General features: G+C 68.1%; 17 protein-coding genes. 7 read left to right on the top strand and 10 right to left on the bottom strand.

Going from position 1 to position 24142, the window contains the following annotated elements:
* Positions 1–2: 2 nt before the first annotated feature.
* The gene (locus tag CFB50_RS26315) at positions 3–419 is read right to left on the bottom strand and encodes a nuclear transport factor 2 family protein (RefSeq protein ID WP_089448422.1); all 417 of its coding nucleotides are present in this window, start codon (positions 417–419) and stop codon (positions 3–5) included.
* A 461-nt stretch (positions 420–880) separates the two neighbouring features.
* Here CFB50_RS26315 and CFB50_RS26310 point away from each other — a divergent pair, with 461 nt between their 5' ends.
* Together CFB50_RS26310 and CFB50_RS26305 are read left to right on the top strand one after the other, a co-directional pair.
* On the top strand, positions 881–1090 hold the full coding sequence (locus CFB50_RS26310; RefSeq protein ID WP_089447703.1) for a hypothetical protein: 210 nt from the start codon (positions 881–883) through the stop codon (positions 1088–1090).
* 319 nt (positions 1091–1409) lie between these two features.
* Positions 1410–2906, top strand: coding sequence for an FAD-dependent oxidoreductase (locus CFB50_RS26305; protein ID WP_089447702.1), 1497 nt, complete (start codon positions 1410–1412; stop codon positions 2904–2906).
* Between the two features lie 101 nt (positions 2907–3007).
* On the opposite strand, the gene CFB50_RS26300 is transcribed toward CFB50_RS26305, so the two are convergent.
* Complete coding sequence (locus CFB50_RS26300; protein ID WP_089447701.1) at positions 3008–4672, bottom strand: acid phosphatase; 1665 nt, start codon at positions 4670–4672, stop codon at positions 3008–3010.
* Positions 4673–5153: 481 nt separating this feature from the next.
* On the opposite strand from CFB50_RS26300, the gene ftsH reads away from it, so the two are divergent.
* A complete protein-coding gene (gene ftsH, locus CFB50_RS26290) occupies positions 5154–7136 on the top strand; it encodes an ATP-dependent zinc metalloprotease FtsH (RefSeq protein ID WP_089447700.1) in 1983 nt (660 codons plus the stop codon).
* Between the two features lie 87 nt (positions 7137–7223).
* Complete coding sequence (locus CFB50_RS26285; protein ID WP_069251636.1) at positions 7224–7691, top strand: OsmC family protein; 468 nt, start codon at positions 7224–7226, stop codon at positions 7689–7691.
* Between the two features lie 16 nt (positions 7692–7707).
* On the opposite strand, the gene otsA is transcribed toward CFB50_RS26285, so the two are convergent.
* From otsA to CFB50_RS26265, 3 genes are all read right to left on the bottom strand, one after another.
* Positions 7708–9114: an alpha,alpha-trehalose-phosphate synthase (UDP-forming) gene (gene otsA, locus CFB50_RS26280; protein ID WP_069251635.1), complete on the bottom strand. Its 1407-nt coding sequence runs from the start codon at positions 9112–9114 to the stop codon at positions 7708–7710.
* A gap of 666 nt (positions 9115–9780) precedes the next feature.
* On the bottom strand, positions 9781–11400 hold the full coding sequence (locus tag CFB50_RS26270; protein WP_089447698.1) for a methyl-accepting chemotaxis protein: 1620 nt from the start codon (positions 11398–11400) through the stop codon (positions 9781–9783).
* Positions 11401–11867: 467 nt separating this feature from the next.
* Positions 11868–13946, bottom strand: a complete 2079-nt coding sequence (locus tag CFB50_RS26265) for a TonB-dependent receptor (protein ID WP_256979276.1) — start codon at positions 13944–13946, stop codon at positions 11868–11870.
* Between the two features lie 578 nt (positions 13947–14524).
* On the opposite strand from CFB50_RS26265, the gene adhP reads away from it, so the two are divergent.
* Positions 14525–15553, top strand: coding sequence for an alcohol dehydrogenase AdhP (gene adhP, locus CFB50_RS26260; RefSeq protein WP_089447696.1), 1029 nt, complete (start codon positions 14525–14527; stop codon positions 15551–15553).
* Positions 15554–15622: 69 nt separating this feature from the next.
* On the opposite strand, the gene CFB50_RS26255 is transcribed toward adhP, so the two are convergent.
* The 3 genes from CFB50_RS26255 to CFB50_RS26240 form a co-directional block, all read right to left on the bottom strand.
* The gene (locus CFB50_RS26255) at positions 15623–17068 is read right to left on the bottom strand and encodes a sialidase family protein (RefSeq protein ID WP_089447695.1); all 1446 of its coding nucleotides are present in this window, start codon (positions 17066–17068) and stop codon (positions 15623–15625) included.
* A gap of 457 nt (positions 17069–17525) precedes the next feature.
* Positions 17526–17957, bottom strand: coding sequence for a MarR family winged helix-turn-helix transcriptional regulator (locus CFB50_RS26245; RefSeq protein ID WP_059240503.1), 432 nt, complete (start codon positions 17955–17957; stop codon positions 17526–17528).
* Complete coding sequence (locus CFB50_RS26240; protein WP_089447694.1) at positions 17954–18871, bottom strand: alpha/beta hydrolase family protein; 918 nt, start codon at positions 18869–18871, stop codon at positions 17954–17956. Before CFB50_RS26240 ends, CFB50_RS26245 begins: the two co-directional genes overlap by 4 nt.
* A gap of 301 nt (positions 18872–19172) precedes the next feature.
* Between CFB50_RS26240 and CFB50_RS26235 the strand changes: the two genes are divergently transcribed.
* Complete coding sequence (locus CFB50_RS26235) at positions 19173–20138, top strand: ABC transporter substrate-binding protein (RefSeq protein WP_179254228.1); 966 nt, start codon at positions 19173–19175, stop codon at positions 20136–20138.
* 52 nt (positions 20139–20190) lie between these two features.
* On the top strand, positions 20191–21285 hold the full coding sequence (locus CFB50_RS26230; RefSeq protein WP_089447692.1) for an LLM class flavin-dependent oxidoreductase: 1095 nt from the start codon (positions 20191–20193) through the stop codon (positions 21283–21285).
* Between the two features lie 99 nt (positions 21286–21384).
* Here CFB50_RS26230 and CFB50_RS26225 read toward each other — a convergent pair whose 3' ends face one another.
* Together CFB50_RS26225 and CFB50_RS40445 are read right to left on the bottom strand one after the other, a co-directional pair.
* Entirely contained in the window at positions 21385–22317 is a 933-nt protein-coding gene (locus CFB50_RS26225; protein WP_089447691.1) for an ABC transporter substrate-binding protein, read from the bottom strand.
* A gap of 34 nt (positions 22318–22351) precedes the next feature.
* Positions 22352–24142, bottom strand: coding sequence for an amino acid ABC transporter permease/ATP-binding protein (locus CFB50_RS40445; RefSeq protein ID WP_089447690.1), 1791 nt, complete (start codon positions 24140–24142; stop codon positions 22352–22354).

The raw sequence follows: 24142 nt of genomic DNA, 5'->3' as shown, positions 1-24142 counted from the left end.
GTTCAGCCCTCCAGCGGCAGGTCTTGCGCCCAGTCGACGTGCAGCGTGCGCGCAGCGAAGCGCCACGTGTCGCCGTCGAGCACACAGCGGTCGCGATAGCGCAGCCCCCAGTCGAGCTTGCGCTTCACGCCGTCGCGCACGTAGACGTGGCAGGCGACACCATAGGTCTCGACGTCGGCCTCGTCGCCGTCGAGCGTGACGAGCTGGTTGTGCACGTGGTGCTGGGTCGCTTCGTAGCGCTCGATCACGCGCATGCCCGCGACGATCGCGTCGCGGTCGTCGAAGCGGAAGCCGGGGCCGGCCAGGGTGGCATCGGGGGTGAAGAGCGTGGTGAGGCGAGGCCAGTCGCGCCGGTCGACGGCTTGCGCGTAGCGGCACGCAAGTTCGTACAGCGCGTGGCGGGGATTGGAATCGGTCATGCGTGGGCTCCCGTGGAAGAACGGAACGCGTCGGCCGCGCGAGGCGGGGCGACGCGGCGGCATTGCGACGTCGACGCGCAGGTTCGCATCGCGCAGGCCGGGATTCATCGTCCATACGGAGCAGGGCGAGGGTCGGGGAAAACACCGGGGCCAGCTGCCCTGCTTCACGTGAGGGCGCATGGATGGTGCGGCGCAGCGGCTGGTGCGCGAGATGCGTCTGACGGTTGGCGCGGCCGGCCGCGACAGGCGCGCGGCGTGCCGCGTTTCATCCGCGTGGGCGAAGCCGTGGCGCGCGATGTTGCGATGCGTCAGGCCGCGCATCGTCCGGTCAGCGTTTGCCCCTAGTCGAAACGGACGATGGCCGGCGGCCGGGCGCTGGCTACCGTGCAGTCATCCGGTGCCGCATGCGATGCACGCCGGACACGAACCGCACCAGCGGACAACCGGAGGGGACGACGATCATGAGACTGACGACTCGCAAGCTGTGCGTATTGGCGATAGGCACGTTCGCTGCCATGGCGCTGGCGCGATACGGCGCCGATCAGGTCCCGTCGCCGCCGTATGCGGCCGGCATCCTGCAATGCCGCTCGGTCGACGCGAACGGTTTGCCGACCGGTTGCGTGCCGATCGATCCGGCGCACTTCGGTTTCGCCGCGATGCGCGGCATGTGACACCGGCGCGGCCGCGCGCCGCGCCGACCGGCCGGACGTCGTCGCGCGGCGGTTCATTGCCCGCATTCGCCGAAATCGCCGCGCAGTCGTCGTGCGTTGGCCAGGCTGGCGCGGCGCGTCCGGCTTCGCGCGATTCGACTGCCGTTGCGTCCGGCAGGGCACGCGACCTGCATTGGCGCCGCCGCGTGCCAGTACCGGCAACGCGGTATCGCGGTAACGCCATCGTGACGTGACGGCGCAGCGACGTCCGCTTCAGGGCCGCGAACCCTCGCCACACCCACCGCTTTCCGCAGATTTCCCAAACGTTGACCCATTCCTCATGTCATCCGACTATTCCCTGACTTACCCCCTGAATACCCGCGACGTGCATCGCTGGGATGCCGAACACGATGTCGTGATCGTCGGCTTCGGCGCGGCCGGCGCCTGCGCGGCGATCGAAGCTGCGAGCGCCGGCGCCGACACGCTGATCGTCGAGCGCGCGTCGAGCTACGGCGGCACGAGCGCGCTGTCGGGCGGCGAGATCTACCTCGGCGGCAGCGGCGGCACGCCCGCGCAGCGGCAGGCCGGCTTCACCGACGACACCGAGGATCTGTACCGCTACCTGATGCTGGCCGGCGGCCGCGACGCCGACGACGCGAAAGTGCGCCTCTACGCGAACGAAAGCCTGGCGCATCACGACTGGCTCGTCGCGCAGGGCCTCACGTACAAGAACACGTTCGTCGCCGAGCGGATCGTCGAACCGGAAACCGACGATTGCCTGATCTGGTCGGGCAGCGAGGAAGCCTGGCCGTTCAGCGAGGCCGCGAAGCCGTGCCCGCGCGGGCACACCCCGCAATGGCCGGGCTGGGGCGGCGGGCAGATGCTGATGCGCGTGCTGGCCGAACGCGTGGCGGCGCTCGGCGTCGCGACGCGCTACGACACGCGCGCGCTTGCATTGATCGTGGATGACGGCGGCGCGGTGCGCGGCGTCGTGCTGCGCGCCTATGGCGAGACGGCATTCGTACGGGCGCGTCGCGCGGTGATCCTGTGCGCGGGCGGCTTCGCGATGAACCGCGAGATGGTGCGCCGGCATGCGCCGCAGTTCCTGCGCTCGGACGAACCGATCGGCAGCCCCGGCGATGACGGCTCGGGCATCCTGCTCGGCCAGAGCGCGGGCGGCGCGGCGATTCACATGGATCAAGGCTTCGTCAGCCTGCCGTTCTATGCGCCGGAATCGCTGATCAAGGGGATCTTCGTGAACGCGCGCGGGCAGCGCTTCATCAACGAGGACGGCTATCACGGCCGCACGGGCCATCACGCGTTCCACCAGGCCGACGACCGGATCTACCTGCTCGTCGACCAGGCCACCTACCAGGAGCCGCCCGCGATCGCGCGAATCGGCATCGCGGCGGCCGGCGAAACGTGGGAGGAAGTCGAACGCGACCTGCAGATGCCGTCCGGCACGCTGACGGCGACCGTCGACGTCTACAACCGCCATGCGGCCGACGGTGTCGATCCGTTGTTCCACAAGGCGAAGAAGTGGCTGCAGCCGCTCATCGAGCCGCCGTTCGTCGCGCTCGATTGCCGGATCGACTACGCGTTCTACCCGCACTTCACGCTCGGCGGGCTCGACACGCTGCCGACCGGGCAGGTGGTCGATGCGGCGCGCGCGCCGGTGCCGGGGCTCTATGCGGCGGGCCGTACGACCTGCGGGCTGCCGCGCTGGGGCGCCGGGTACAGCTCGGGGCTGTCGCTGGCCGACGCGACGTTCTTCGGCCGGCAGGCCGGGCGTCACGCCGCGCAAGCGGGATGCGACGCAGTGCGCCGCGCCGCTTAGCGTTTTCAGGCGCGAAATGAACGACGCCCCGGGCAATCACATCGCCCGGGGCGTCGTCGTTTCAAGCAGCCGAGCGACCAAGCAGTCAGGCCAGTCGCCCCTTAGCCGAGATCGAGCGCATTCGTCAGATCACCCGGCGGCGTCGCGCCGCGCGCGGCGAACGCCTTGTTGCGCGCGACCACGCCGTCGAGCGGCGCGAGCCCGTGCACGCGGCTGATGAAGCGCAGGATCGAGTTCGTGTCGTACAGCGTGTGATCGACGAATCCCTTCTTCGCGAACGGCGAGATCACGAGCGCGGGAATCCGCGAACCCGGGCCCCAGCGGTCGCCTTCCGGCGGCGCGACGTGATCCCACCAGCCGCCGTTCTCGTCGTGCGTCATCACGATCACGGTGTTGTCCCATTGCGGCCCGCGCCGGATATGGTCGATCACGGTCGCGATGTGACGGTCGCCCGATTCGATGTCCGCGTAGCCCGCGTGCATGTTCAGGTTGCCCTGCGGCTTGTAGAACGTGACGGCCGGCAGGCGGCCCGCGTCGATGTCGGCGATGAAGTGGTTGGTCGCCGGGTCGTCGCCGAGCCCCGCGTCGCGCAGGTGCTTGCGGCGCGCTTCGGTGCCCGGCGCGTAGTTCACGAAGTAGTTGAACGGCTGATGGTGGTACTGGAAATCGGGCACGGTGCCCGTGTCGCGATGCTCGAGCGCGTACTGCCATGCGCCGCTGTACCACGCCCAGTCGACGTTCTTCTCCGACAGGCGATCGCCGATCGTCGCATAGCCCTGCGGCGGCATCACGCGATGGTCGGCCGGATCCGCATACGCGGCGTTGCCCGGATCGGGCGGCGGCACGTAGCTCGGCTGGTACGGCGGCGCCATCGTGTTCACGCCGTAGCCGTCCGGCGTCAGCGGGCCGTCGGCCACGAACTTCGGCGGGCCGTCGAGCGCGGACGCGGGCGAATCGTCGGCAAGCTTCAGGCGCGTACCGGCGGGATCGTCGCCTTCGACCTTCGACAGCAGTTTCGCCGCATGCGGATGCTTGTGCGCATCCGGATACAGCGGCGGCTGCGCGGAGATCAGGAACATGTGGTTCATCCACGACCCGCCGAAGGCCGCCATGAAGAAGTTGTCGCACAGCGTGTATTGGCGCGCGAGATTCCACAGCCGCAGCGTGTCGGCCGAGTTGCGATAGTGGCCCATCACGAGGCCGCCCGAATCGGCCCACGCGGCGAACTGGTTGTTGCGGCCGGCCGCGATCTGCATCTGGTTCTGGTAGAAGCGGTGCCACAGGTCGCGCGTGATCACGCCGTTCGGCAGCGCGTTGCCCTGTGCGTCCTTGATCAGGAACGGCGCGTTCGGCAGCTTGTCGATGTCGCGCTCGGCGATCGCGTAGCGCTTGCCGTCCACTTCCTGTGCCTGCGGCACGAGCCCGCCCCAGATCTTCGGCAGCACGGGCAGCGGCGTCTTGCCGTCGCGATCGAGCTGCTGCGCGTGCTCGGGCCGCACCTCGCTCAGCGGATGGCGCACGCCCGGGAAATCGCCGTACAGGTTCGCGAAGCTGCGGTTTTCCGCATAGATCACGACGATGTGGCGCACGCGCTGGCGCAACGCTTCGTCGATGCGCAGGTCGGCGGCCGAACGCGGCGCGCTGCCCGCCGTGGTTTCACAGCCGCTGAGCGCGACACCCGCACCGAGCGCGGCGAGGCCGCCGAGCATTCGGCGGCGGTCGGGATCGGCGGGAGGGTCGTCAGGGCGATCGGGGGTGTCGTTCACGTCGTGGGTTCCTCGAATGGGCGGGTGGACGGGGGCGTGATGCGCGGCGGCGTCGCACAGGCTGCCGCGCCGCGGGATGGAAAGCAACGGCCCGCGTGGCATACGGGCAGGCGCGATGCGTCTGTCACAAAAATGTCACGAACGCGACTATAACGCGCCAACGGCGGCGAATGAAAGGTGTTTGTCGGACGATTTGAGTCACGCCTCGGGCGATGCGCGACGCCCGCGCGAGAGCTAGACTGGAATCAGGGGCGGCGCATTGCAGCGTGCCGCCCGGGCGAGGATTGCCCGGCGGCGCCGGCTCACGGCGTCGTCGCGGTGCCATTGATGCGATGAACGACTCGATGAAGCGAGGCGACGATGGCGCGCATGAATACCGCGTCCGCATGGCCGCCGATGGCGCGCGCCGGCTGCGCGCGTGCCCGCACCCGTCTGCCGTGCCGCGCAACGCAAGCGTAGCGCGCACGCCCGGCCCGACGCCATGGACAAGAAATTCGACTACCCGGGATTGCTGATCGCGGCGGGTTTCTTCGTGCTGTTCGCCGCGCAGTTGCTGATGCTGCGCCCGACGTCGGCGCCGATCGCGTACAGCGATTTCCACCAGCTCGTCGCCGCACGGCTCGTCGACGATCTCGAAGTCGGCCCCGTCTCGATCTCGGGCACGCTGAAGATGCCGCAGGCCGGCACGATGCTGCCGGCGTCCGAAGCCGCGGCCGTGCGGCAGGCCGGCGCGCCGTGGCGCTTCACGACCAACCGCGTGACCGACGAGCACCTGACCGACACGCTGACCGCCGCCGGCATCCGCTATCACGGTGCGCCCGACACGAGCTGGGTCGCATCGCTTGCGTCGTGGCTGCTGCCGCTCGTGCTGTTCGTGTTCATCTGGAACATGATGCTGCGCAGGCGCGGCGGGCTGCAGGATTTCACCGGGATGGGCAAGAGCCGGGCGCGGGTGTACGTGCAGCAGGAAACCGGCATCACGTTCGACGATATCGCGGGCATCGACGAAGCGAAGGCCGAACTGCAGCAGCTCGTCGCATTCCTGCGCAACCCCGACCGCTACCAGCGGCTCGGCGGCAAGATTCCGAAGGGCGTGCTCGTGGTCGGCGCGCCGGGCACCGGCAAGACGCTGCTCGCGCGCGCGGTGGCCGGCGAGGCGGCCGTGCCGTTCTTCTCGATCAGCGGCTCGGCGTTCGTCGAGATGTTCGTCGGTGTCGGCGCGGCGCGCGTGCGCGACCTGTTCGAGCAGGCGCAGCAGAAGGCGCCGTGCATCGTGTTCGTCGACGAACTCGATGCGCTCGGCAAGGTGCGCGGCGTCGGCCCGATGTCGGGCAACGACGAACGCGAGCAGACGCTCAACCAGTTGCTCGTCGAGATGGACGGCTTCCAGGCCGGCTCCGGCGTGATCATCATGGCCGCGACGAACCGGCCCGAGATCCTCGATCCCGCGCTGCTGCGGCCGGGCCGCTTCGATCGTCACATCGCGATCGACCGGCCCGACGTGAATGGCCGACGGCAGATCCTCGGCGTGCACGTGAAGCGCGTGAAGCTTGCGGCCGACGTCGATCTTGGCGAACTTGCGTCGCGCACGCCGGGCTTTGTCGGCGCGGATCTCGCGAACGTCGTCAACGAGGCGGCGCTGCATGCGGCCGAACTCGGCAAGCCGGCGATCGGCATGGCCGATTTCGACGAGGCGATCGACCGCGCGTTGACGGGCCTCGAGCGCAAGAGCCGCGTGATGAACGCGCAGGAGAAGGTGACCATCGCGTATCACGAGGCCGGTCATGCGCTCGTCGCGGAAAGCCGCACGCATTGCGATCCAGTGAAGAAGGTGTCGATCATTCCGCGCGGTGTCGCGGCGCTCGGCTATACGCAGCAGGTACCGACCGAGGATCGCTACGTATTGCGCCGAAGCGAGCTGCTCGACCGGATCGATGCGCTGCTCGGCGGCCGCGCGGCCGAAGAACTCGTGTTCGGCGACGTGTCGACGGGCGCGCAGAACGATCTCGAGCGCGCGACCGCGATGGCGCGCCACATGGTCATGCAGTACGGGATGAGCGAGAAGATCGGGCTCGCGACGTTCGACGACGGCGATGCGCGCCAGGGCATACCGGGCGCCTGGCATGCGGGCGACGGGCGCTGCAGCGAGCACACCGCGCGGATGATCGACGACGAGGTGCGCACGCTGCTGGCCGACGCCCATGCACGAGTCGCGGCGACGCTCGGCGAACGCCGCGAGGCGCTCGAACGCATCGCGCGCAGGCTGCTGCAATGCGAGGTGCTCGAACGTGATGCGCTGCAGGCGCTAATCGACGGGCGTACCGAACCGTCCTCCGCAACGGCGTCGGTGTCGGCTCCGGACGATACAGCCGGCGCACGCGGCGGCGCGGTCGAAACGGAGCAGGCGTCCGCGGTCGAGCGCGATTTCGTCGCGTACGGGCCGCCACGCGAACCCGATCGCTGAATGAAGACGCCATGAACCTGCGAGCGGCGCGCGTCGAAGCGACGGCGTGCCGTCATTCCTTTCCCCGTTGATCTCCACGGAGTCGCCATGAGCGAGGCGCACGTATCGGTCGATGTCGCGCAGCAGGCGCGTTTCTGTTTCGAAGTGGTATTTGCCGGCACGACGCTGGCGCCGGTGCTCACGGACGAACCGCCGCCGCACGGCGGCGGACGCGGGCCGAACCCGATCCGGTTATTGGCCGCGGCCGTTGCAACCTGTCTCGCGGCGAGCCTGCAGTTCGCGCTGGAAAAACAGCATGTCGATCCGCAGCCGATTGCCGCGCATATCGACGTCGACATGGTGCAGAACGAAGCGGGCAGGGTGCGCGTGGGCGCGATGTCGGTACGGCTGTCGATCGGCAAGACGTGGGCCGATCTCGCGGTCGCGACGCGCGTGCTCGATCAGTTCGACGCGTATTGCGTACTGACGGAGAGCCTGCGCGAAGGCATTCCGGTTGCGGTCGACCTGCGCGACGTGAACGGCGCGGCGCTCGAATACGCGGCGACGGACGCGTGAGCGTGCGTCAGGTGGGTCAGGACTCAGCCGCGGCCGCGACTTCGGCCGCCTCGGCGAGCGCGTCGAGAAAGCGCGTGCGCCACCAGTGCACGTCGGTCTTGCGCACGATCGCCATCAGCGCCGCGTGACGCTGGCGACGCTCTTCGAGCGGCATCGTGAGTGCGCGCTGGATCGCCTGCGCGGTGCCTTGCGTGTCGTACGGATTGACGAGCAGCGCAGGCTTCAACTGTTCGGCCGCGCCGGCGAAACGCGACAGCACGAGTACGCCCGGATCGGCGGCGTCCTGCGCGGCGAGAAATTCCTTTGCGACGAGGTTCATCCCGTCGCGCAGCGGCGTGACGAGCGCAACGCGGCTCGCGCGGTAGAGGCCCGGCAAGCGCTTGCGTGCGACGGTGCGGTGAATGTAGCGCATCGGCATCCATTCGAGTTCGCCGTAGTCGCCGTTGATCGCGCCGCACAGGCTGTCCATCTCGCGCCGCAAGTCGTCGTAAGCGCCGAGATCCTCGCGGCTCGGCGCGGCGATCTGGATCAGCGTCGCGCGATTGCGGTTCTCCGGATATTGTTCGAGCAGCTGGCGGAACGCATGCACACGCTGCGGCAGCCCCTTCGTGTAGTCGAGCCGGTCGACGCCGACCAGCAACTGGCGGCGCGAATATTCGTCGCGCATCCGGTCGAACATGTCGAGCCCGTCGCGATCGCGCGCGAGCGATTCGAACTCGTCGACGTTGATGCCGATCGGGAATGCGCCGGCCGACAGCGTGCGGCCGAACGCGCGCAGGCGGCCGTCGGGCAGCCGCGCGGCGCCGGCTTCCGCTTCGACGTAATGCTCGAAGTGAAGCAGATCCGACTCGGTCTGGAAGCCGACGAGATCGTAGGCGAACAGCGAACGCATCAGCCATTCGTGTTCCGGGATCGCGGCCATGATCGGCGGCGGCGGCATCGGGATGTGCAGGAAGAAGCCGATCGGGTTCGTGCAGCCCATCGCGCGCAACTCGGCGGCGAGCGGAATCAGCTGGTAGTCGTGGACCCAGATGGTGTCGTCGGGGCGCAGCAGCGTGCGCAGCTTGCGCGCGAACAACTGGTTCACGCGCCGGTAGCCGTCGGCGAAGCGGCGGTCGAACTGCGCGAGGTCGAGCCGGTAGTGAAACACCGGCCACAGCACGTTGTTCGAATAACCGAGGTAGTACGCGTCGTAATCCTGCGGATCGAGATCGATCGTCGCGAGCTGGATGCCGCCGACGTTCTGGATCTGCACCTCGTCGCCGTGCGCAGGCTGGTCGTCGCTGCCGCGCAGCCTCCCGCTCCAGCCGAACCAGACGCCGCCGGATTCCTGAAGGCTGTCCTTCACGGCGACGGCGAGCCCGCCGGCCGCGGCTTTACGGGGATCTGCAATACGATTGGATACGACGACGAGTCGGCTCACCTGCTCTCCTGACGATTGTTGGGGGAAAGGTTCGTGCGGCCGTGGCGCGAGAAGCAGACGCCGCCGTCGTTGCGCGGTGCGCGCAGCGACAGGGCCGCACTGCGATCGGACGGGAGTCAGGGCACGCGATTCGCCGTCCGACCGGGGAGTGCTTTTTTAAGCATACTCGTCATTCGTTCGTTTTAAAAGTGTGCGTCGGCGAGCGACGCGCGTGCGAATGCAGCGTGATCTCCATGTCGCCGGTATGGCAACGTGAGAAACCCGAGCGGGATCGAAACTTGCGCAACGCTGCACGTTCAGCGTGCGCCGTGTGATGTGGAAGCGGGGACGTCGCGCGCGATCGAGCGTGGCGATGTGCATGTCATGACGTGTGCACGAGGCCCGCGCCGGTCGCTGGAAACGACCGGCGGCGCCGTGGCTGCGCCGACGCGCGAGCGACACCGAGCGACACGTCTGCGTGCCGCGCACGCGCGACGCGAATCGGCGCAGCGCGACGTCATGCATGCGAACCGGCCGCGCCGGACGGCGACGCTACGCAGATGCACCGCATGCCGCGTGCCGCGTGCGGCCGCGCTTCGCGCGGTGCGCGCAAGCGTGACGCAGGCGGATCGGCGGAACAGCAGGCGCATCGTCGTCACCTTGCGGTATCGGTTCCGCGGTCAGCGGTTACGCAGCAGCCGGTTGCCAGTGAGGTGCGGCGGGATCTTGCGCGTACGCGCCCGGCGACGCCACGTACGTGCCGGACGGCATCCGGAACGCGGCAACGGTTTCGGACAGCTCGCGGCCTTGCGCCTCGAGCGACTTCGATGCGGCCGCGGCCTGCTCGACGAGCGCCGCGTTCTGCTGGGTCGTCTCGTCCATCTGCGTGATCGTCAGGTTCACCTGGTCGATGCCGCGGCTCTGCTCGGCCGACGCGGCCGCGATCTCGCCCATGATGTCCGTCACGCGCGCGACGGCCTGCGTGACGTCCGACATCGTCTTGCCGGCTTCGCCCGCGAGTTCGGAACCGTCGCGGATCGTCTGCACCGACGCGGAGATCAGCTCCTTGATCTCCTTCGCCGCCGTCGACGAGCGCTGCGCGAGGCTGCGCACTTCGCTCGCGACCACCGCGAAGCCGCGGCCCTGTTCGCCCGCACGCGCGGCTTCGACGGCCGCGTTCAGCGCAAGGATGTTGGTCTGGAACGCGATGCCTTCGATGATGCCCGTGATGTCCGCGATCTTCGACGAGCTTTGGCCGATCTCCGTCATCGTGTCGACCACGCGGCCGACCACCGAGCTGCCGCGTTGCGCGACGTCCGACGCGTTCGCGGCGAGCGAGCTCGCCTGTTGCGCGTTCTCCGCGTTCAAGCGCACCGTCGACGTGAATTCCTCCATCGTCGCGGCGGTTTCCTGCAGCGATGCGGCCTGTTCCTCGGTGCGCTGGCTCAGGTCGAGGTTGCCCGACGCGATCTCGCCGACCGCATGCGCGATGCTGTTCGACGAATCGCGCACGCGGCCGACGATGCCGATCAGCCGCTCGTTCATCGTTCGCAGCGCGTCGAGCAGATCGCGCGTCTCGTCGTTGCCGCTCACGTGGATGCGGCTGCCGAGATCGCCGTTCGCGACCGTGCGCGCGACGTCCACGGCCGAGCCGATCGGCACCGTGATCTTGCGCGTCAGCCACAGGCCGCCGCATGCCGCGAGCGCGACGGCGATCAGGCAGATGCCGACCAGCAGGTTGCGTTCCATGGCATAGCGATCCGCGAATTGCTGCGCAATCGCGAGCTCGCGTTCATGCGTATAGGTAGCGTACGCGTCGGTTGCGCGCACCAGTTGCGCGAGCAACGGCCGGCAGTTGTCGTCGATGTCGGCGGTCGCCTCGTCTTTCTTGCCGGCCTGCGCGAGCCCGACGATGCGCAGCGCGACGGGCCCGTAGCTGGTTTCGATGCGCACGATGTCGGCCACCAGTTCACGTGCGCGATCGGAGGTGTCCGTCGCGTTCGCCATCAGGTCCTTGAGCTTCGCGAGGTGCGCCTGCACGTCCTTGTGCGCCTGGTTCACCTCGGCCAGTTCGAGCTCGAGGTCGGACGGTTTGGTCACGAGCACGAGATTGCGCGCGGCGATCGCGCGCCGGTCGACCGCGGTGCGGATGTGCGCGGAAACGGCCGCCCGCGCATTGATGCCGTTCATGTAGCGGGAAAACTCGGCGTTCGTAGCGGATAGCGCCTTGAGTCCCATGCCCGACACGATCACGACGACCGCGGCGAGCAGGCCGAAGCCGCCAAGGAGTTTTGTTTTGATGCTCATTCTGGCGATTTTCACAGTGTGCCTCTGTGCGTGTGGTTGACGAATTGGATTTATTGTTCGACCAGATACGGGCTCGTGCCGGAATTAACGGGTATGCGGGATGTTTCTTTACCCTTCGAAAACCCTGATATTAGTTTTTTTAGCGCTGGGATCGTTGCTGGGCGGGAACTCTTGATTTTGATCAAGAATCGGCGGAGTGCCCGTAATTAAAAGGTTTATACGTGGAATTTGAAACCAGTTTTCGTGGGTGAAACAATAGTCTTCGTTTTGCTAATATTTGTATGATGAATTCTTTTCGATTTATGGATGAATATCGGGATTTAGTTTGGATTCAATTGGGGAGGGAACCCGTGCGCGTTGTCGGCGAATGCCGACGCGATTGGCGGTAATGGCTGATCAACGGAAATTCGCGGCGCAGGGGGGCGCCGGAACGAGGCCCGCGGCGGGCGCCGCGGACCTTGAGAGGGTCAGAACGTGGTGCGCAACCCGGCCATCACGCTGCGGCCGCCTTCCGGTGCGAAGCCGCGCACGACCGACGTCGAGTAGCGGATCTCCTGGTTCGTCAGGTTGTCGCCGCGCAGGTATGCGAGCCAGTGCGTCGGGCCCATGCGGAACTTGTACGTCAGCATCACGCCAAGCGACGTGTAGCCGTCCGTCGAGAAGTCGTTGTCCGGCACGCGATGCTGCGACCATGCGTGCGTGACCTGCGCGCGCGCACCGAACGGGCCGTAACCGTAGTCGGCCGCGAGCGTTGCGCGCAGCGGCGCGATGCGCGGAAGCGGCTGGCCCGTGTCGACGTTGCGCGCGTGCGTGTAGTCGGCCGTCAGTTCGAGATCGACCGTATGGCCGCGCCGCGCGAACGCACGCCACTTGCCGTCCAGCTCGATGCCGTAGAACTCGGCGCGCACGCCGCGATAGATCGCTTCGTTCAGCGCGCCGTCGGTGCCGGGCGCGACGGGCTCGTCGTCGCCGTTCACGACGCGGCCCGTGTTGTACTCGGTCAGGTAGTTCGAGAAGCGGTTGTAGAACACGCCGACGCTGCCGCGGTTCGGCCCGCTCGCATAGCGCAGCGACAGGTCGGTCGACACCGCCTTTTCCTTCGACGCGTTCGGGTTGCCGATCAGGAACTGGCCGGTCGCATCGTGCGGGCCGTTCGAATATAGCTCGTAGAAGGTCGGCGCGCGTTCGGTGTATGCGACGTTGGCCGCCACCGACCACACGGGCGTCAGCGAGAACAGTGCGCCGGCCGACAGGCTGCCCGCGTTGAATTCACGCGGCTGCGCGCCCGCGAATTTCTCGACGCCGGCCGGATCGGGATCGACCTTCACGTGTTCGAAGCGGCCGCCGAGGCTCAGCTTCAGCGCCGGGACGACCTGCCATTCCTCGAGGCCGAACAGCGCGACGCTGTTGGTGCGCGTGGACGGCACGAGCAATTCGTCGCCGAGCGCGGAGAACGTGTTCTGGCCGAACTGCACGCCGATCGCGCCTTCGAACGGGCCGATCTTGCGATGCTGCGCTTCGATGCGCGCCTCGTAGCCGCGGTTGCGGAAGGTGGTCGCCGTCTCGCCGTTGTTGACTTCCTTGTGACGGTAGTCGGTGTACGCGAAATCGAATTTCAGCTTCGTGAACGGCCCGCTCAGGTTGCGCACCTCGGACGCGAGCGCGAGGCGCTCCTGGCGCATCCGCAGCCGCACGTCGCTTTCCGCGACGGAGCCGTAGTTCGATTCGTAGCCGCTGTACGACAGGCCCGCGAAGCCGTCCGCCCACGTGTACGACGCGCCGACCGCGCCGCCGTGCACGCGGCCGTCGCTGTTCGGTACGTTGCCGTACGGCTGCGGCGTGTCGAGGCCGTCGATCGCGCGTTGCTGGCTGCTGCGCGCGTAGCCGGGAATCCGCAGCTTGCTCGTCTCGCGATCGAATGCATCGACGTGGAACGCGAAGCGGCCGTTGCCGCCTTCGACCTGCGCGGCGCCCGCGCGCACGGAATTCGCGCCGCCGTAGCGCGCGTCGAGCGCACCCGTCACGCCCTGGATCGCTTCGCGCGGAATCCGGTTGTCGATCGTGTTGACCACACCGCCCACCGCATTGCCGCCGTACAGCAGCGCAGCCGGGCCGCGCACGATCTCGACGCGTTCGATCGACAGCGGGTCCTGCGGCACCGCATGGTCGTACGACAGCGACGAGGCGTCGTACGCCGCGACGCCGTTCTGCAGCAGCCGGATCCGGTCACCATCCATCCCGCGGATGATCGGGCGGCCGACCATCGGCCCGTAGGTGGTGGTCGACACGCCGGGCAGCCCGTTCAGCGTTTCGCCGAGCGAATCGGCCTGGCGGCGCGTCAGCGCATCGCCGGAAAGCTGGGCGGTCGGTGCGATCAGTTCGTTGTCGCCGAGCGGGTTCGCAGTCACGAAGATCGGGGCGAGCGCGGTGGTCGGCGGCGTGCCGGACACGGCGGGCGGTTCGGTCTGCGCGTGCGCGACGGCGGCGAACAGCATCAGCGAAAGGGACGAGAGCGGGCGAAGCGGTAGACGAGGGAGGTCGCGCATGGTCGGTGAATCGGTTGGAATCGGATCGGATAACGAGCGATGCAGGTCACGGCTGGATACGATATATTGTTGCGTCTACGGCGCGCAGTGACCCGTTGGAACATGGCTCGGCGAGGCTCGGCCACCCAAAGTGGAACGGCGTCAGGCGGACGAGCACGCGAAATGATATGTTATATCATTTCAAAATCCAAGCCGGATGGCGGGATCCTGTCGGGTTTCCGTCGGATGGGTGGAATGGTGGCGGGAGCGGAAATCGTCCGCGCGGTGTTCGGAGCGATCGCCTGAACCGGGTGATGCGATGCGCATGCCGACGCGTTGCCGATGCGCCGGCCAGGTGCGTGTTGCCCGCGTTCGGTGTCCGTCGAAGCTGCCCGCCGGACGCAGCCCTGCGCCGATCGATGCGGCAGGCGCGGACCTCCGCTCCTGAGTCAGGGCCAGTGCGATTCAGCGTCGCGCGACGGTGCGACGTCTTGTAGCGGTGGCCATCGCTGTGCATTGCCCGGGTGTTGATACGTATCAACGTCCTTCGATTCCGAAACCGGATACTGGATCGCTCTTCGACCAGGCAGGAGCGACCCATGACCCAAACCATGAAAGCGGCCGTCGTGCACGCATTCGGCGAACCGCTGCGCATCGAGGAAGTACCTGTGCCGACACCGGGGCCCGGCCAGATCCTCGTCAACATCAAGGCGTCGGGCGTGTGCCACACCGACCTGCACGCGGCCGACGGCGACTGGCCGGTCAAGCCGGCGTTGCCGTTCATTCCGGGCCATGAAGGCGTGGGCATCGTCGCGGCGGTCGGGGCGGGCGTCACGCACGTGCGCGAGGGCGATCGTGTGGGCGTGCCGTGGCTCTACACGGCCTGCGGCCATTGCGAGTACTGCCACACGGGCTGGGAAACGCTGTGCCACGGCCAGCAGAACACCGGCTATTCGGTGAACGGCAGCTACGCGGAATACGTGCTGGCCGATCCCGACTACGTCGGCCATTTGCCCGCGCAGGTTGCGTTCGACGAGATCGCGCCGATCCTGTGCGCGGGTGTCACCGTCTACAAGGGCATTCGCGTGACCGATACGCGCCCGGGCCAGTGGCTCGCGATTTCCGGTATCGGCGGCCTCGGGCACGTGGCCGTGCAGTATGCGCGCGCAATGGGTCTGCACGTCGCGGCCGTCGACATTTCACCCGACAAGCTCGCGCTGGCGCGGCAGCTCGGCGCGGAACTGACGATCGACGCGTCGATCGACGATCCGGCCAAGGTGATCCAGAAGGAGATCGGCGGTGCGCACGGCGTGCTCGTCACGGCCGTGTCGCGCAGCGCGTTCGCGCAGGCACTCGGGATGGTGCGGCGCGGCGGCACGGTGGCGCTCAACGGCTTGCCGCCGGGCGATTTCCCGTTGCCGATTTTCTCGACCGTGCTGAACGGCATCACCGTGCGCGGGTCGATCGTCGGTACGCGGCGCGACCTGCAGGAATCGCTCGACTTCGCAGCCGATGGCCTGGTGCGCGCGCATATCCATCGCGACCGGCTCGGCAACATCAACGACGTGTTCGCGAAGTTGCGCGAAGGCAAGGTCGACGGGCGCATCGTGCTGACCGACATGCATTGATGCCGTGAACACGCACACGCCGCCGCGCGACGAATCGCGTCGTGCGGCGGCGTGGCGGTCACGCAAGCGTCATGGTGCGAAGAACACGTCGGTGCGGTTCGTCAGGTTGCCCGCGTTGGTCTGGACGAAGAAGGGATGGAACGACGACGACGGAAGCACGTCGAGCCCCTGGTAGTCGCCGATGAAGAAACCTTCGGCATTGGGGGCGAGCTTCATGTCGAACGGGCCGCCGACACGCCGCTCGTCGCCGAACGTCGTGCCGCCGTCATGCGAGATCTTGCGCCAGAAGCCGGTCGGCAGCGTCGTGGTGTTGCCGGCCTGCAGGTCGCGGAAGTCGTAGTACGTGACCATCACGGCCCCCGTGTTGTCGACGCGCACCGACGGATTGAACGCAGGGCGTCCGGTCGGCGTGTTCAACTGTTGTGGCGCGCTCCAGGTCGCGCCGCCGTCCTTCGACGTCGATACCGCGATCTCGTCGTACGTGCCGCCGTTGAAGCGGCTGTCCTGCCACACGACGTACAGCTGCCCCGACGCGGGATCGATCGCGGGTTCCGGAATGATGTCGCCGGTGCGCACCGGTTCGCCGGTGACCGGATCCGTGACGCCGACCGTCTGCAGGCCGGCGATCACCTGCGGTTGCGTCCACGTTGCGCCGTCGTCGGTCGACTTGATGAACGCGACCTTGCCGGCCGCCTTGCTGAACGGCGGCTGGATCAGGTCGAAGAAATCGTAGAGCGTGCCGCTCCTCGGATCGACGACGATCTGGTTGCCGATCGTCTGCTGGCGTGAAGGCACGTTGACGATCACTTTCGGGGCGCTCCACGTCTTGCCGCCGTCGGTCGTCTTCGAAAACAGCGTCGGGCCGCGGTACGCCTTCGTGTGCAGGTTCGCATATGGGTTGCCGTTCGGCAGCTCGAGGCGGTCCCATACCGCATACGCCGTGCCGGCCTTTACCGGGTTCGCGGTCACCGATTCCTTGTCGTTGAAGAACTGCGTCGTCGGCTCGTCGTTCGCGATCAGCACCGCGGGGCTGCTCCAGGTCTGCCCGCCGTCGGTCGAAACCGACGCGGCAACCGCATTGCTGTTGTTCGACTGGTTGAACGAGATCGACACCGAGTACGCGGTACCGTCCGGCCCGAACGAGACCCACGGATCGGACGCGCGTTCGTACTTGAGCCCGCCGGGCGCGCAAGCGCTGAACGGCTGCGGCGTGCGCGCCCAGGTCGCGCCGCCGTCGAATGTGTAGCCGGCGACGAGCCCGTGGGCGCCGCCGTTCGACCAGCGGTCCTGCTGCCACACGCCGATCATGTTCATCGGGTTGGCAGGGTTGACCGATAGCCACGGCTCGACTTCGGCGTTCACGTAGTTGGTGCCAGGGCCGCCGATGGTGCAGGCGGCGAACGGGCTCGGGCCGGACACGACGACGGGATCGGCGTGCGCCGCGGCAGCGGCGGCCATCGCCATCGCGGCGGACAGGCGGGTGACAAGCGAGTAGGACACGATCATGCGTCGCATGGACTGCTCCTCGGTGACGTGCGGGTGCGATGGTGCGGCACGACGCGGCAGCGCGATCCGGCGCGCGGCGTCGTCTGCCGCGCATCAGGCCGATACGTGTCGCTCAGGATGCCGCTTCGGTCATCGCAATCCGCGTATGCTGGATGCCGCCAGCACTTCGGTTAAGACTCCTTTTCATTTTCATTGCTTGTCGGGTGTGTCTGCGATGTCGACCGGACGGGAAGGCTTGCCCGGGGAGGCGACGAATGCGTCGAGGTGGATTGCAATGTAGGCGATTCAAATGCCGCCCGGCAGGCAGTTTTTTGTAACAGTGCGTAGCCGGAAAGCGTTGCCGACAGAGGGCGGCGGGCACGCAAAAAATGCCGTCGAGACGGCATGAAAATCGAATCGAAAATGCGAATCGGAATCGCTTTCGATGGGGCGGGTGAGTGCCGGTGGCGATGCCGGAACGTGCCGCTCAGCGCTCCGCCGGAAACCGCTCCTGCAGCGCATGCAGCCAGCGCGCGACGACATCGAGTTCGTCGTCGGAAAACCCGTCGCACAGCTTGCCGTTGAGTTCGCGCAACAGCACGCGCGCACGTTTGAGCGCCGCGTGGCCTTCGTCGGTCAGGTACAGGCGCGTCGCGCGACCGTCGTCCGAATCGGCGTGGCGCGTAATGAGGCCGGCCTTCGCCATCCGGTCGGCAAGCCCCGTCATCGCGGACGGCGCAAGCTGCAGCGCGGCGCCGACTTCACCGATCAGCGCGCCATCCTGCTTCGCGAGACAGAACAGCGCGCCGGCCTGCGCGGCGCTCGCGCGCGTCTCGGTTTCCGCCTTGCGGTCGATCCAGCGCTGCACGCGCCGCTGGCCGATGTTCAACATGAAAAACAGTCGTCGGTCTTCGCTCAAGCTGGGTTCCCGGCTGCAATGGAAAGGGAGGGACGGCCCGCGGCGCGCGGCGTGTCGAGCGCCTGCGCGAGCCAGTCGGCCACGTCGGGCCACAGCACGGTGCCGGCGCGGCTGCGGAAGAAGCCCATGTGCCCGACCGGGCCGCTGCCCGCCGCGCGCGGATCGATCTGGCGGCGTTCGACCGACGCGCGGGTCAGATAGCTTACCAGCAGCCCGATCGCAGGCGGGTTCGCCCACGGGTCGTCGTCGAAGCCGAGCGCGAGGATCGGCAACTGCTGTTTCGCGTAACGCTCGGCCGCGCCGAGTGTCGGATCGTCGAAGAAATAGTGCGGCAGCGTCGTCCAGCGGCTCCATTCGCGGAACACGCCGGCCGGCATGTCCTCGCCGAGCCCCAGCCGCTTGCCGGGCACGTAGCCGAGCAGCGCCGACATCAGCGGGCCGAGCACACGCAGGATCAGCCGCACCTTCAGGCGTTCGGCCGCCTGCGTGATCAGCCGCGTGCTGCCCGCATGCGCGGCGACCAGCACGGCCGCGCGCAGGTGTGGCGTCGCGGCGGACAGCCCGATCGCGTGCCCGCCCACGCTATGCCCGACCGCCAGCAGCGGTAACCCTTCGTATGCCTGCCGCGCCCACGCGGTCGCGGCGCCCACATCGAGTTCCATCCAGTCGCGCATGCGGGCCTTCAGCGCACCCAGGCGCGCGGGGCGAGACGCACCGATGCCGCGATAGTTGTAAGTGAGCGCCGCGAAGCCGCGTTCGGTCAGGAAGCGCGCGAAGCCCGCATACAGCCGCTCCGGCACGGCCGTTGCCGGATGGATCAGCACCAGCGCGCGCGGCGGCGCGTCCGGCGACCACAGCGTGCCGTGCAGCGCGTAGCCGTCGGCGGCGGAAAACTCGATGGGTTCGGAGGTCATGGCCAGCCTCGTTCCAGGCAGTTATTTCGTATGCGAAATATAGTCCGTGATTTATTTCGTGCACGAAATATCTGTCGAGGATTCGTTCGAACCGGGTTCCCATGAGCGTGACCGGCGTCATCCGGCGGCGTCGGCTACGTCATAAAACATTTGCATCTTTCCATAGAAGAATATTGCGTTTGTTTCATGATGAAGATCGACGTATCTTCAGCGGTTCCATCCGTTCCGCCGGCCGTCGCGCACGGCGGAGCAAAGGGCGCCGCCATCGCGCGGCCGTCCGCCAACCTTCCGGGAGATCACGTTGCTGAGCCGAATCGTCACGGCACTCTTGCTGGCGCTTGCCGCGCAGCCGGGTATGGCCAAGGACACCGTCACGCTGCGCGTCGGTGAACAGAACTACTTCAACATCCAGGCGTCGATGGAGGCGTCCGGCGTGCTCAAGGACCTGCCTTACACGATCGAGTGGAAACATTTCCAGGCCGCGGCGCCCGTTGCCGAATCGCTGAACGGCAATGCGATCGACGTCGGTTTCCTCGGCGATTCCGCGCTGCTCACGCTGGCCGCGCGCGGTGCGCCGGTGAAGGTCGTCGCCGTGTCGCGGCAGAGCCTCGACGGCGTCGCGATCCTCGTACCGAAGAATTCACCGGTGCGCACCGTGGCCGACCTGCAAGGCAAGACCATCGCCGTATGGCGCGGCGCGTGGAGCCAGCAGCTCGTGCTGCGCGCGCTCGAACATGCGGGCTTGCGCGCGGATTCGGTCAAGTACGCGTACCTGATGCCGATCGATGCGACCAACGCGCTCGCGAACGGCTCGGTCGACGCCGTGTCGCTGTGGGAGCCGTTCGTCAGCACGCTCGCGTTGCGGCAGGGTGCGCGGCCCGTGGCGACCGCGCAGGGGCTGATGCCGGCGCTGAGCTTCGTCGCCGCGAACGAGCAGGCCGCCTCCGGCAAGCGCGCCGAGATCACCGATTTCCTGCGACGCGTCGTCGCCGCGCGCCAGTGGGTCGACAGCCATCCGCGCGAATACGCGGACCTGTGGGCGAAGCGCGCGAAGCTCGAACCCGACGTCGCGTACCGCTGGCTCAACAATGCGAAGCAGCGCGTCGGCCCGGTCGACGAGACGGCCGCGAAGGATGCGCAGAACACGGCCGATTTCCTGCACAAGGCCGGCGTGATTCCGGCGGCGTACGACACGTCGAAGCTGCTCGACCGCTCGTACGCGGGCGCGTTCGCGGCGCCTGCGCAGAAGACGGCCGCCGCGCAGTAAGCGTGCGGTTGTCATCCCGATTCCCGATCAAGTACCCCAAGGACACCCCGACATGCCAGTCGACATCATCGGCATGATCACCGCGACGCCCGGCGCGGAGGTCGACGTACCGGGCGGCGCGGCCGTCCAGCCCGACTACGTGCGCCGCTTCGCGCAGGCGCACGAGGCTGCCGGCTTCGACCAGATCCTGGTCGGCCATTTCAGCAACGTGGCGGACGGTTTCATCGTCGCGTCGTTCGCGGCCGCCGCGACTGAACGCATCCGCATCCTGCTCGCGCACCGGCCGGGCGTGATCGTGCCGTCGGCCGCCGCGCGGCAGATCGCGACGCTCGACGTATTCAGCGGCGGCCGGCTTGCGCTGAACGTCGTGTCGGGCGGCGACGATGCGGACCTGCAGCGCGACGGCGATTTCGTGCCGCACGATGCGCGCTACCGCCGCACCGGCGAATATCTCGACGTGCTGAAACGGATCTGGCAGGCCGACGCGCCGGTCGATCACGAGGGCGCGTTCTACCGGCTGCGCGGTGCGTCGCCGCTCGTGAAGGGCGCGCAGCGGCCGCACGTGCCGATCTATTTCGGCGGGTCGTCGCCGGCCGCGCTGGCGGTCGCGGGAGAGCATGCCGATGTCTACATGACGTGGGGCGAGCCGCTCGCGTCGGTGCGCGAGCAGATCGCTCGCGTTCGTGAAGCCGCTGTGCCATTCGGGCGTGTGCCGCGCATCAGCGTGTCGTTCCGGCCGATCGTCGCCGATACCGAGGCGGCCGCATGGGAGAAGGCCGAGGCGATCCGCGAGCGCGTGCGCGCGGCGCGGCTCGCGAACGGCCAGCCGATCGCCGGCCACGCGCCGCAGAACGCGGGTTCGCAACGGCTGATGGCGGCGGCCGCGCAGGGCGACGTGCTCGACGAGCGGCTGTGGATGGGCGTCGCGAACCTGACCGGCGCGCGCTGGAATTCGACCGCGCTGGTCGGCACGCCGGAACAGGTCGCGCGGGCGCTCGGCGCGTATTACCGCCTCGGTGTGTCGACGTTCCTGATTCGCGGGTTCGATCCGCTGGACGATGCGCTCGATTACGGGCGCGACCTGATTCCGGCGATTCATGCGCACGTCGCGGAACTCGACCGGTATCACGCAGCGGTGACGGCGTAGGCTCCTACAACAGCCAACGAGGTTGCTTCGACGCGCCCCGGTATTGCCATCGTGCAATGCCGGGGCGATGTCATGTCGGGCATCGCCAGATCGACGCCTTCAAAACGACGGCAACCCTGGCGGATTGGTTTCCGCACGCGCGATCGCCTCGCTCTGCAAACCCCAGCGCACGAGCGCCTGCCCGTAGCGGCCGCTGCCGATCAGCGCGTTCGTCGCCAGCGTCAGCGCGGGCGCGAGCCCGCTGCCGCGCCGCGTCGCGATCGCCACGTCGGCATTGGCCGGCCAGCCCGCATTGACGACGCCGACGCGGCGGATCTTGCCCGTGCGCGCGGCCTCGTATGCGAGCGACGCGTTCGGGTTCAGCTCCGCATCGGCGCGGCCCGACAGCAGCGCGACGCGCGACGCCGCATCGTCGTCGAAATAGAGCAGCTCGGCCGGCTTCAGCCCCTGCGCCACGTTGCGCTTGTTCCACTCGAGCAGGATGTGTTCCTGGCTCGTCCCCGCGCCGGTGATGATGCGCAGGCCGGCGATATCCTTCGGCTCGGCGAGCTTCGCGATCGGGCTGCCGGTGCGCACGTAGAAGCCGTGCAGCCCGAGCCGGTAGGTCGTGAAATCGTATTTCTCCTTGCGCTTCTCGGTCACGCCGACGTTCGAGATCACCGCGTCGTACTTGCCGGACGTCAGCCCGAGCGGCCAGTCGGCCCACGCGATCGGCAGCAGCACGAGCGTGCGGCCGAGTGCGTCGGCGACGAGCTGCGCATAGTCGGGATCGGCGCCGACCACGGTGCGTGCGTCGGTCGCGTAGGTCGACACGGGCGGCGCATGCGGTGAAATCGCGACCGTGAACGCGCCGTCGCGTACCCAGCGGTAGCCGGCTGCCGCACGGATCGCCGCGTCGTCGGGTTGCGCGCGCGGGCGGCCGGCCTGGCGCGGATCGAGGTCGGCCGTCGCGGCGGCCGCGTGCGCCGCGTGCCACGGCAGGCCCGCTGCCGCGACCAGCGCGGCGGTCATGAACTGGCGTCGATCGGTCATCGTGCGGCACCTCGCAGGTCGGGAGCGGCGTGCATCACAGCACCCGCGACAGGAACGCACGCGTACGCGGATGCGCCGGCGCGTCGAGCACGACGGCTGGCGGCCCGGCTTCGACGATGCGCCCGCGCTCCATGAACAGCACGTTGTCCGCGACTTCGCGCGCGAAGCCGATTTCGTGCGTGACGATCACGAGCGTCGTGCCCGAACGCGCGAGTTCCTTGATCACGTCGAGCACCTCGTTGACGAGCTCGGGATCGAGCGCCGACGTCGGCTCGTCGAACAGCAGCACCTTCGGGCGCAGCGCGAGCGCCCGCGCGATCGCGACGCGCTGCTGCTGGCCGCCGGACAACTGGCGCGGATACGCATCGGCCTTGTCCGCGAGGCCGACGCGCGCGAGCAGCGTGCGGGCGATGCGTTCGGCGGCGTCGCGCGTGATGCCGCCCACGACGACCGGCGCTTCGACCAGGTTCTCGAGCACGGTCAGGTGCGGGAACAGGTTGAAGTTCTGGAACACCATCCCGACGGCCGTGCGCCGCGTCAGCACGTCGCGCTCCTTCAGCTCGTAGAGCACGTCGCCGTCGCGGCGATAGCCGATCAGTTCGCCGTCGATGTCGATGAAGCCGTCGTCGACGCGTTCGAGATGGTTGATCGTGCGCAGCAGCGTCGACTTGCCCGAGCCCGACGGCCCGACGATCGCGGTCACGCTGCCGCGCGGCGCGACGAACGACACGTTGTCGAGCACGCGCTGCATGCCGAACTGCTTCGACACGCCATGCACGGCCACTTCGCCGCCGGCGCGCGGTGCGACGGCGGTCGCGGCGTCGCTATCGCCGTGAGCCTGCGCGACCGATGCCGCGTGACGGGACGTGACACGCCGCCACAGCACGCCGAGGCGCGCAAGTGCGAACGTGATGACGGACGGCGGCGGGTTGCGCAGCGCCCCGCGCGCATAGTGCCGCTCGACCTGCACCTGGATGGCCGACAGCACGGTCAGGATGATCAGGTACCAGACGGTGGCGACCATCAGCAGCGGAATCACTTCGAGATTGCGGCGATAGATCACCTGCACCGTGTAGAACAGCTCGGGCATCGCGAGCACGTAGACCATCGACGTGCCTTTCGCGAGCATGATCAGGTCGTTGAACGCGGTCGGCAGGATCGCGCGCATCGCCTGCGGCAGCACGATCCGCGTGGTCTGGCGGCCGCGCGGCAGCCCGAGTGCGGCGGCCGCTTCGAGCTGGCCCTGGTCGACCGCGAGAATGCCGCCGCGAATCACCTCCGCGGAAAACGCCGCGTGGTGCAGCGTGAGGCCGAGCACGGCCGCGAAGAACGGGCTGATCAGGTCGGTCGTCGGCGTGTCGAACCAGACGATGTCGGTGAACGGCACGCCGAGCCGGACATGCTCGTACAGGTAGCCGAGGTTGTTCAGGATCAGCAGCAGCACGATCAGCGGAATCGAGCGGAACAGCCACACGAAGGTCCACGCGCTCGCCGACAGCAGCCGCGAACGCGACAGCCGGGCCAGCGCGACGAACGCGCCGAGCACGAGGCCGAACACCGCGCCGAGCAGCGTCAGCACCAGCGTGCGCGCGAGCCCCGACAGCACCGGCGGCGACAGGAACCATTCGGCGAACACCGGCCAGCCCCATTGCGGGTTGCCGAGAATCGAATGCAGGACGATCGCGATTAGCGCGACGGCGAGCACGGTGCCGGCCGTGCGCGACCGGTGGCGCGCGGGCACGATCCGGAAACGCGTGCCGGCGTCGCGCGCGCCGGGGGAAGAGAGCGGCGGCAGCGCGCCGCCGAGGTGGGTCGTGTCGCTCAT

It is taken from the genome of Burkholderia sp. AU33423 (assembly GCF_002223135.1).
GTDB classification, from domain to species: Bacteria; Pseudomonadota; Gammaproteobacteria; order Burkholderiales; family Burkholderiaceae; genus Burkholderia; species Burkholderia lata_D.
Note: the sequence above shows the minus strand (reverse complement) of the source record. Positions and strands in the feature narration are given on the sequence as shown.

Coding starts and splice junctions, on each gene's coding strand:
- CFB50_RS26315 (WP_089448422.1), bottom strand. CDS start 419: ATGACCGATTCCAATCCCCGCCACGCGCTGTACGAACTTGCGTGCCGC.
- CFB50_RS26310 (WP_089447703.1), top strand. CDS start 881: ATGAGACTGACGACTCGCAAGCTGTGCGTATTGGCGATAGGCACGTTC.
- CFB50_RS26305 (WP_089447702.1), top strand. CDS start 1,410: ATGTCATCCGACTATTCCCTGACTTACCCCCTGAATACCCGCGACGTG.
- ftsH (WP_089447700.1), top strand. CDS start 5,154: ATGGACAAGAAATTCGACTACCCGGGATTGCTGATCGCGGCGGGTTTC.
- CFB50_RS26285 (WP_069251636.1), top strand. CDS start 7,224: ATGAGCGAGGCGCACGTATCGGTCGATGTCGCGCAGCAGGCGCGTTTC.
- CFB50_RS26270 (WP_089447698.1), bottom strand. CDS start 11,400: ATGAGCATCAAAACAAAACTCCTTGGCGGCTTCGGCCTGCTCGCCGCG.
- CFB50_RS26265 (WP_256979276.1), bottom strand. CDS start 13,946: ATGCGCGACCTCCCTCGTCTACCGCTTCGCCCGCTCTCGTCCCTTTCG.
- adhP (WP_089447696.1), top strand. CDS start 14,525: ATGACCCAAACCATGAAAGCGGCCGTCGTGCACGCATTCGGCGAACCG.
- CFB50_RS26255 (WP_089447695.1), bottom strand. CDS start 17,068: ATGCGACGCATGATCGTGTCCTACTCGCTTGTCACCCGCCTGTCCGCC.
- CFB50_RS26240 (WP_089447694.1), bottom strand. CDS start 18,871: ATGACCTCCGAACCCATCGAGTTTTCCGCCGCCGACGGCTACGCGCTG.
- CFB50_RS26230 (WP_089447692.1), top strand. CDS start 20,191: ATGCCAGTCGACATCATCGGCATGATCACCGCGACGCCCGGCGCGGAG.
- CFB50_RS26225 (WP_089447691.1), bottom strand. CDS start 22,317: ATGACCGATCGACGCCAGTTCATGACCGCCGCGCTGGTCGCGGCAGCG.
- CFB50_RS40445 (WP_089447690.1), bottom strand. CDS start 24,142: ATGAGCGACACGACCCACCTCGGCGGCGCGCTGCCGCCGCTCTCTTCC.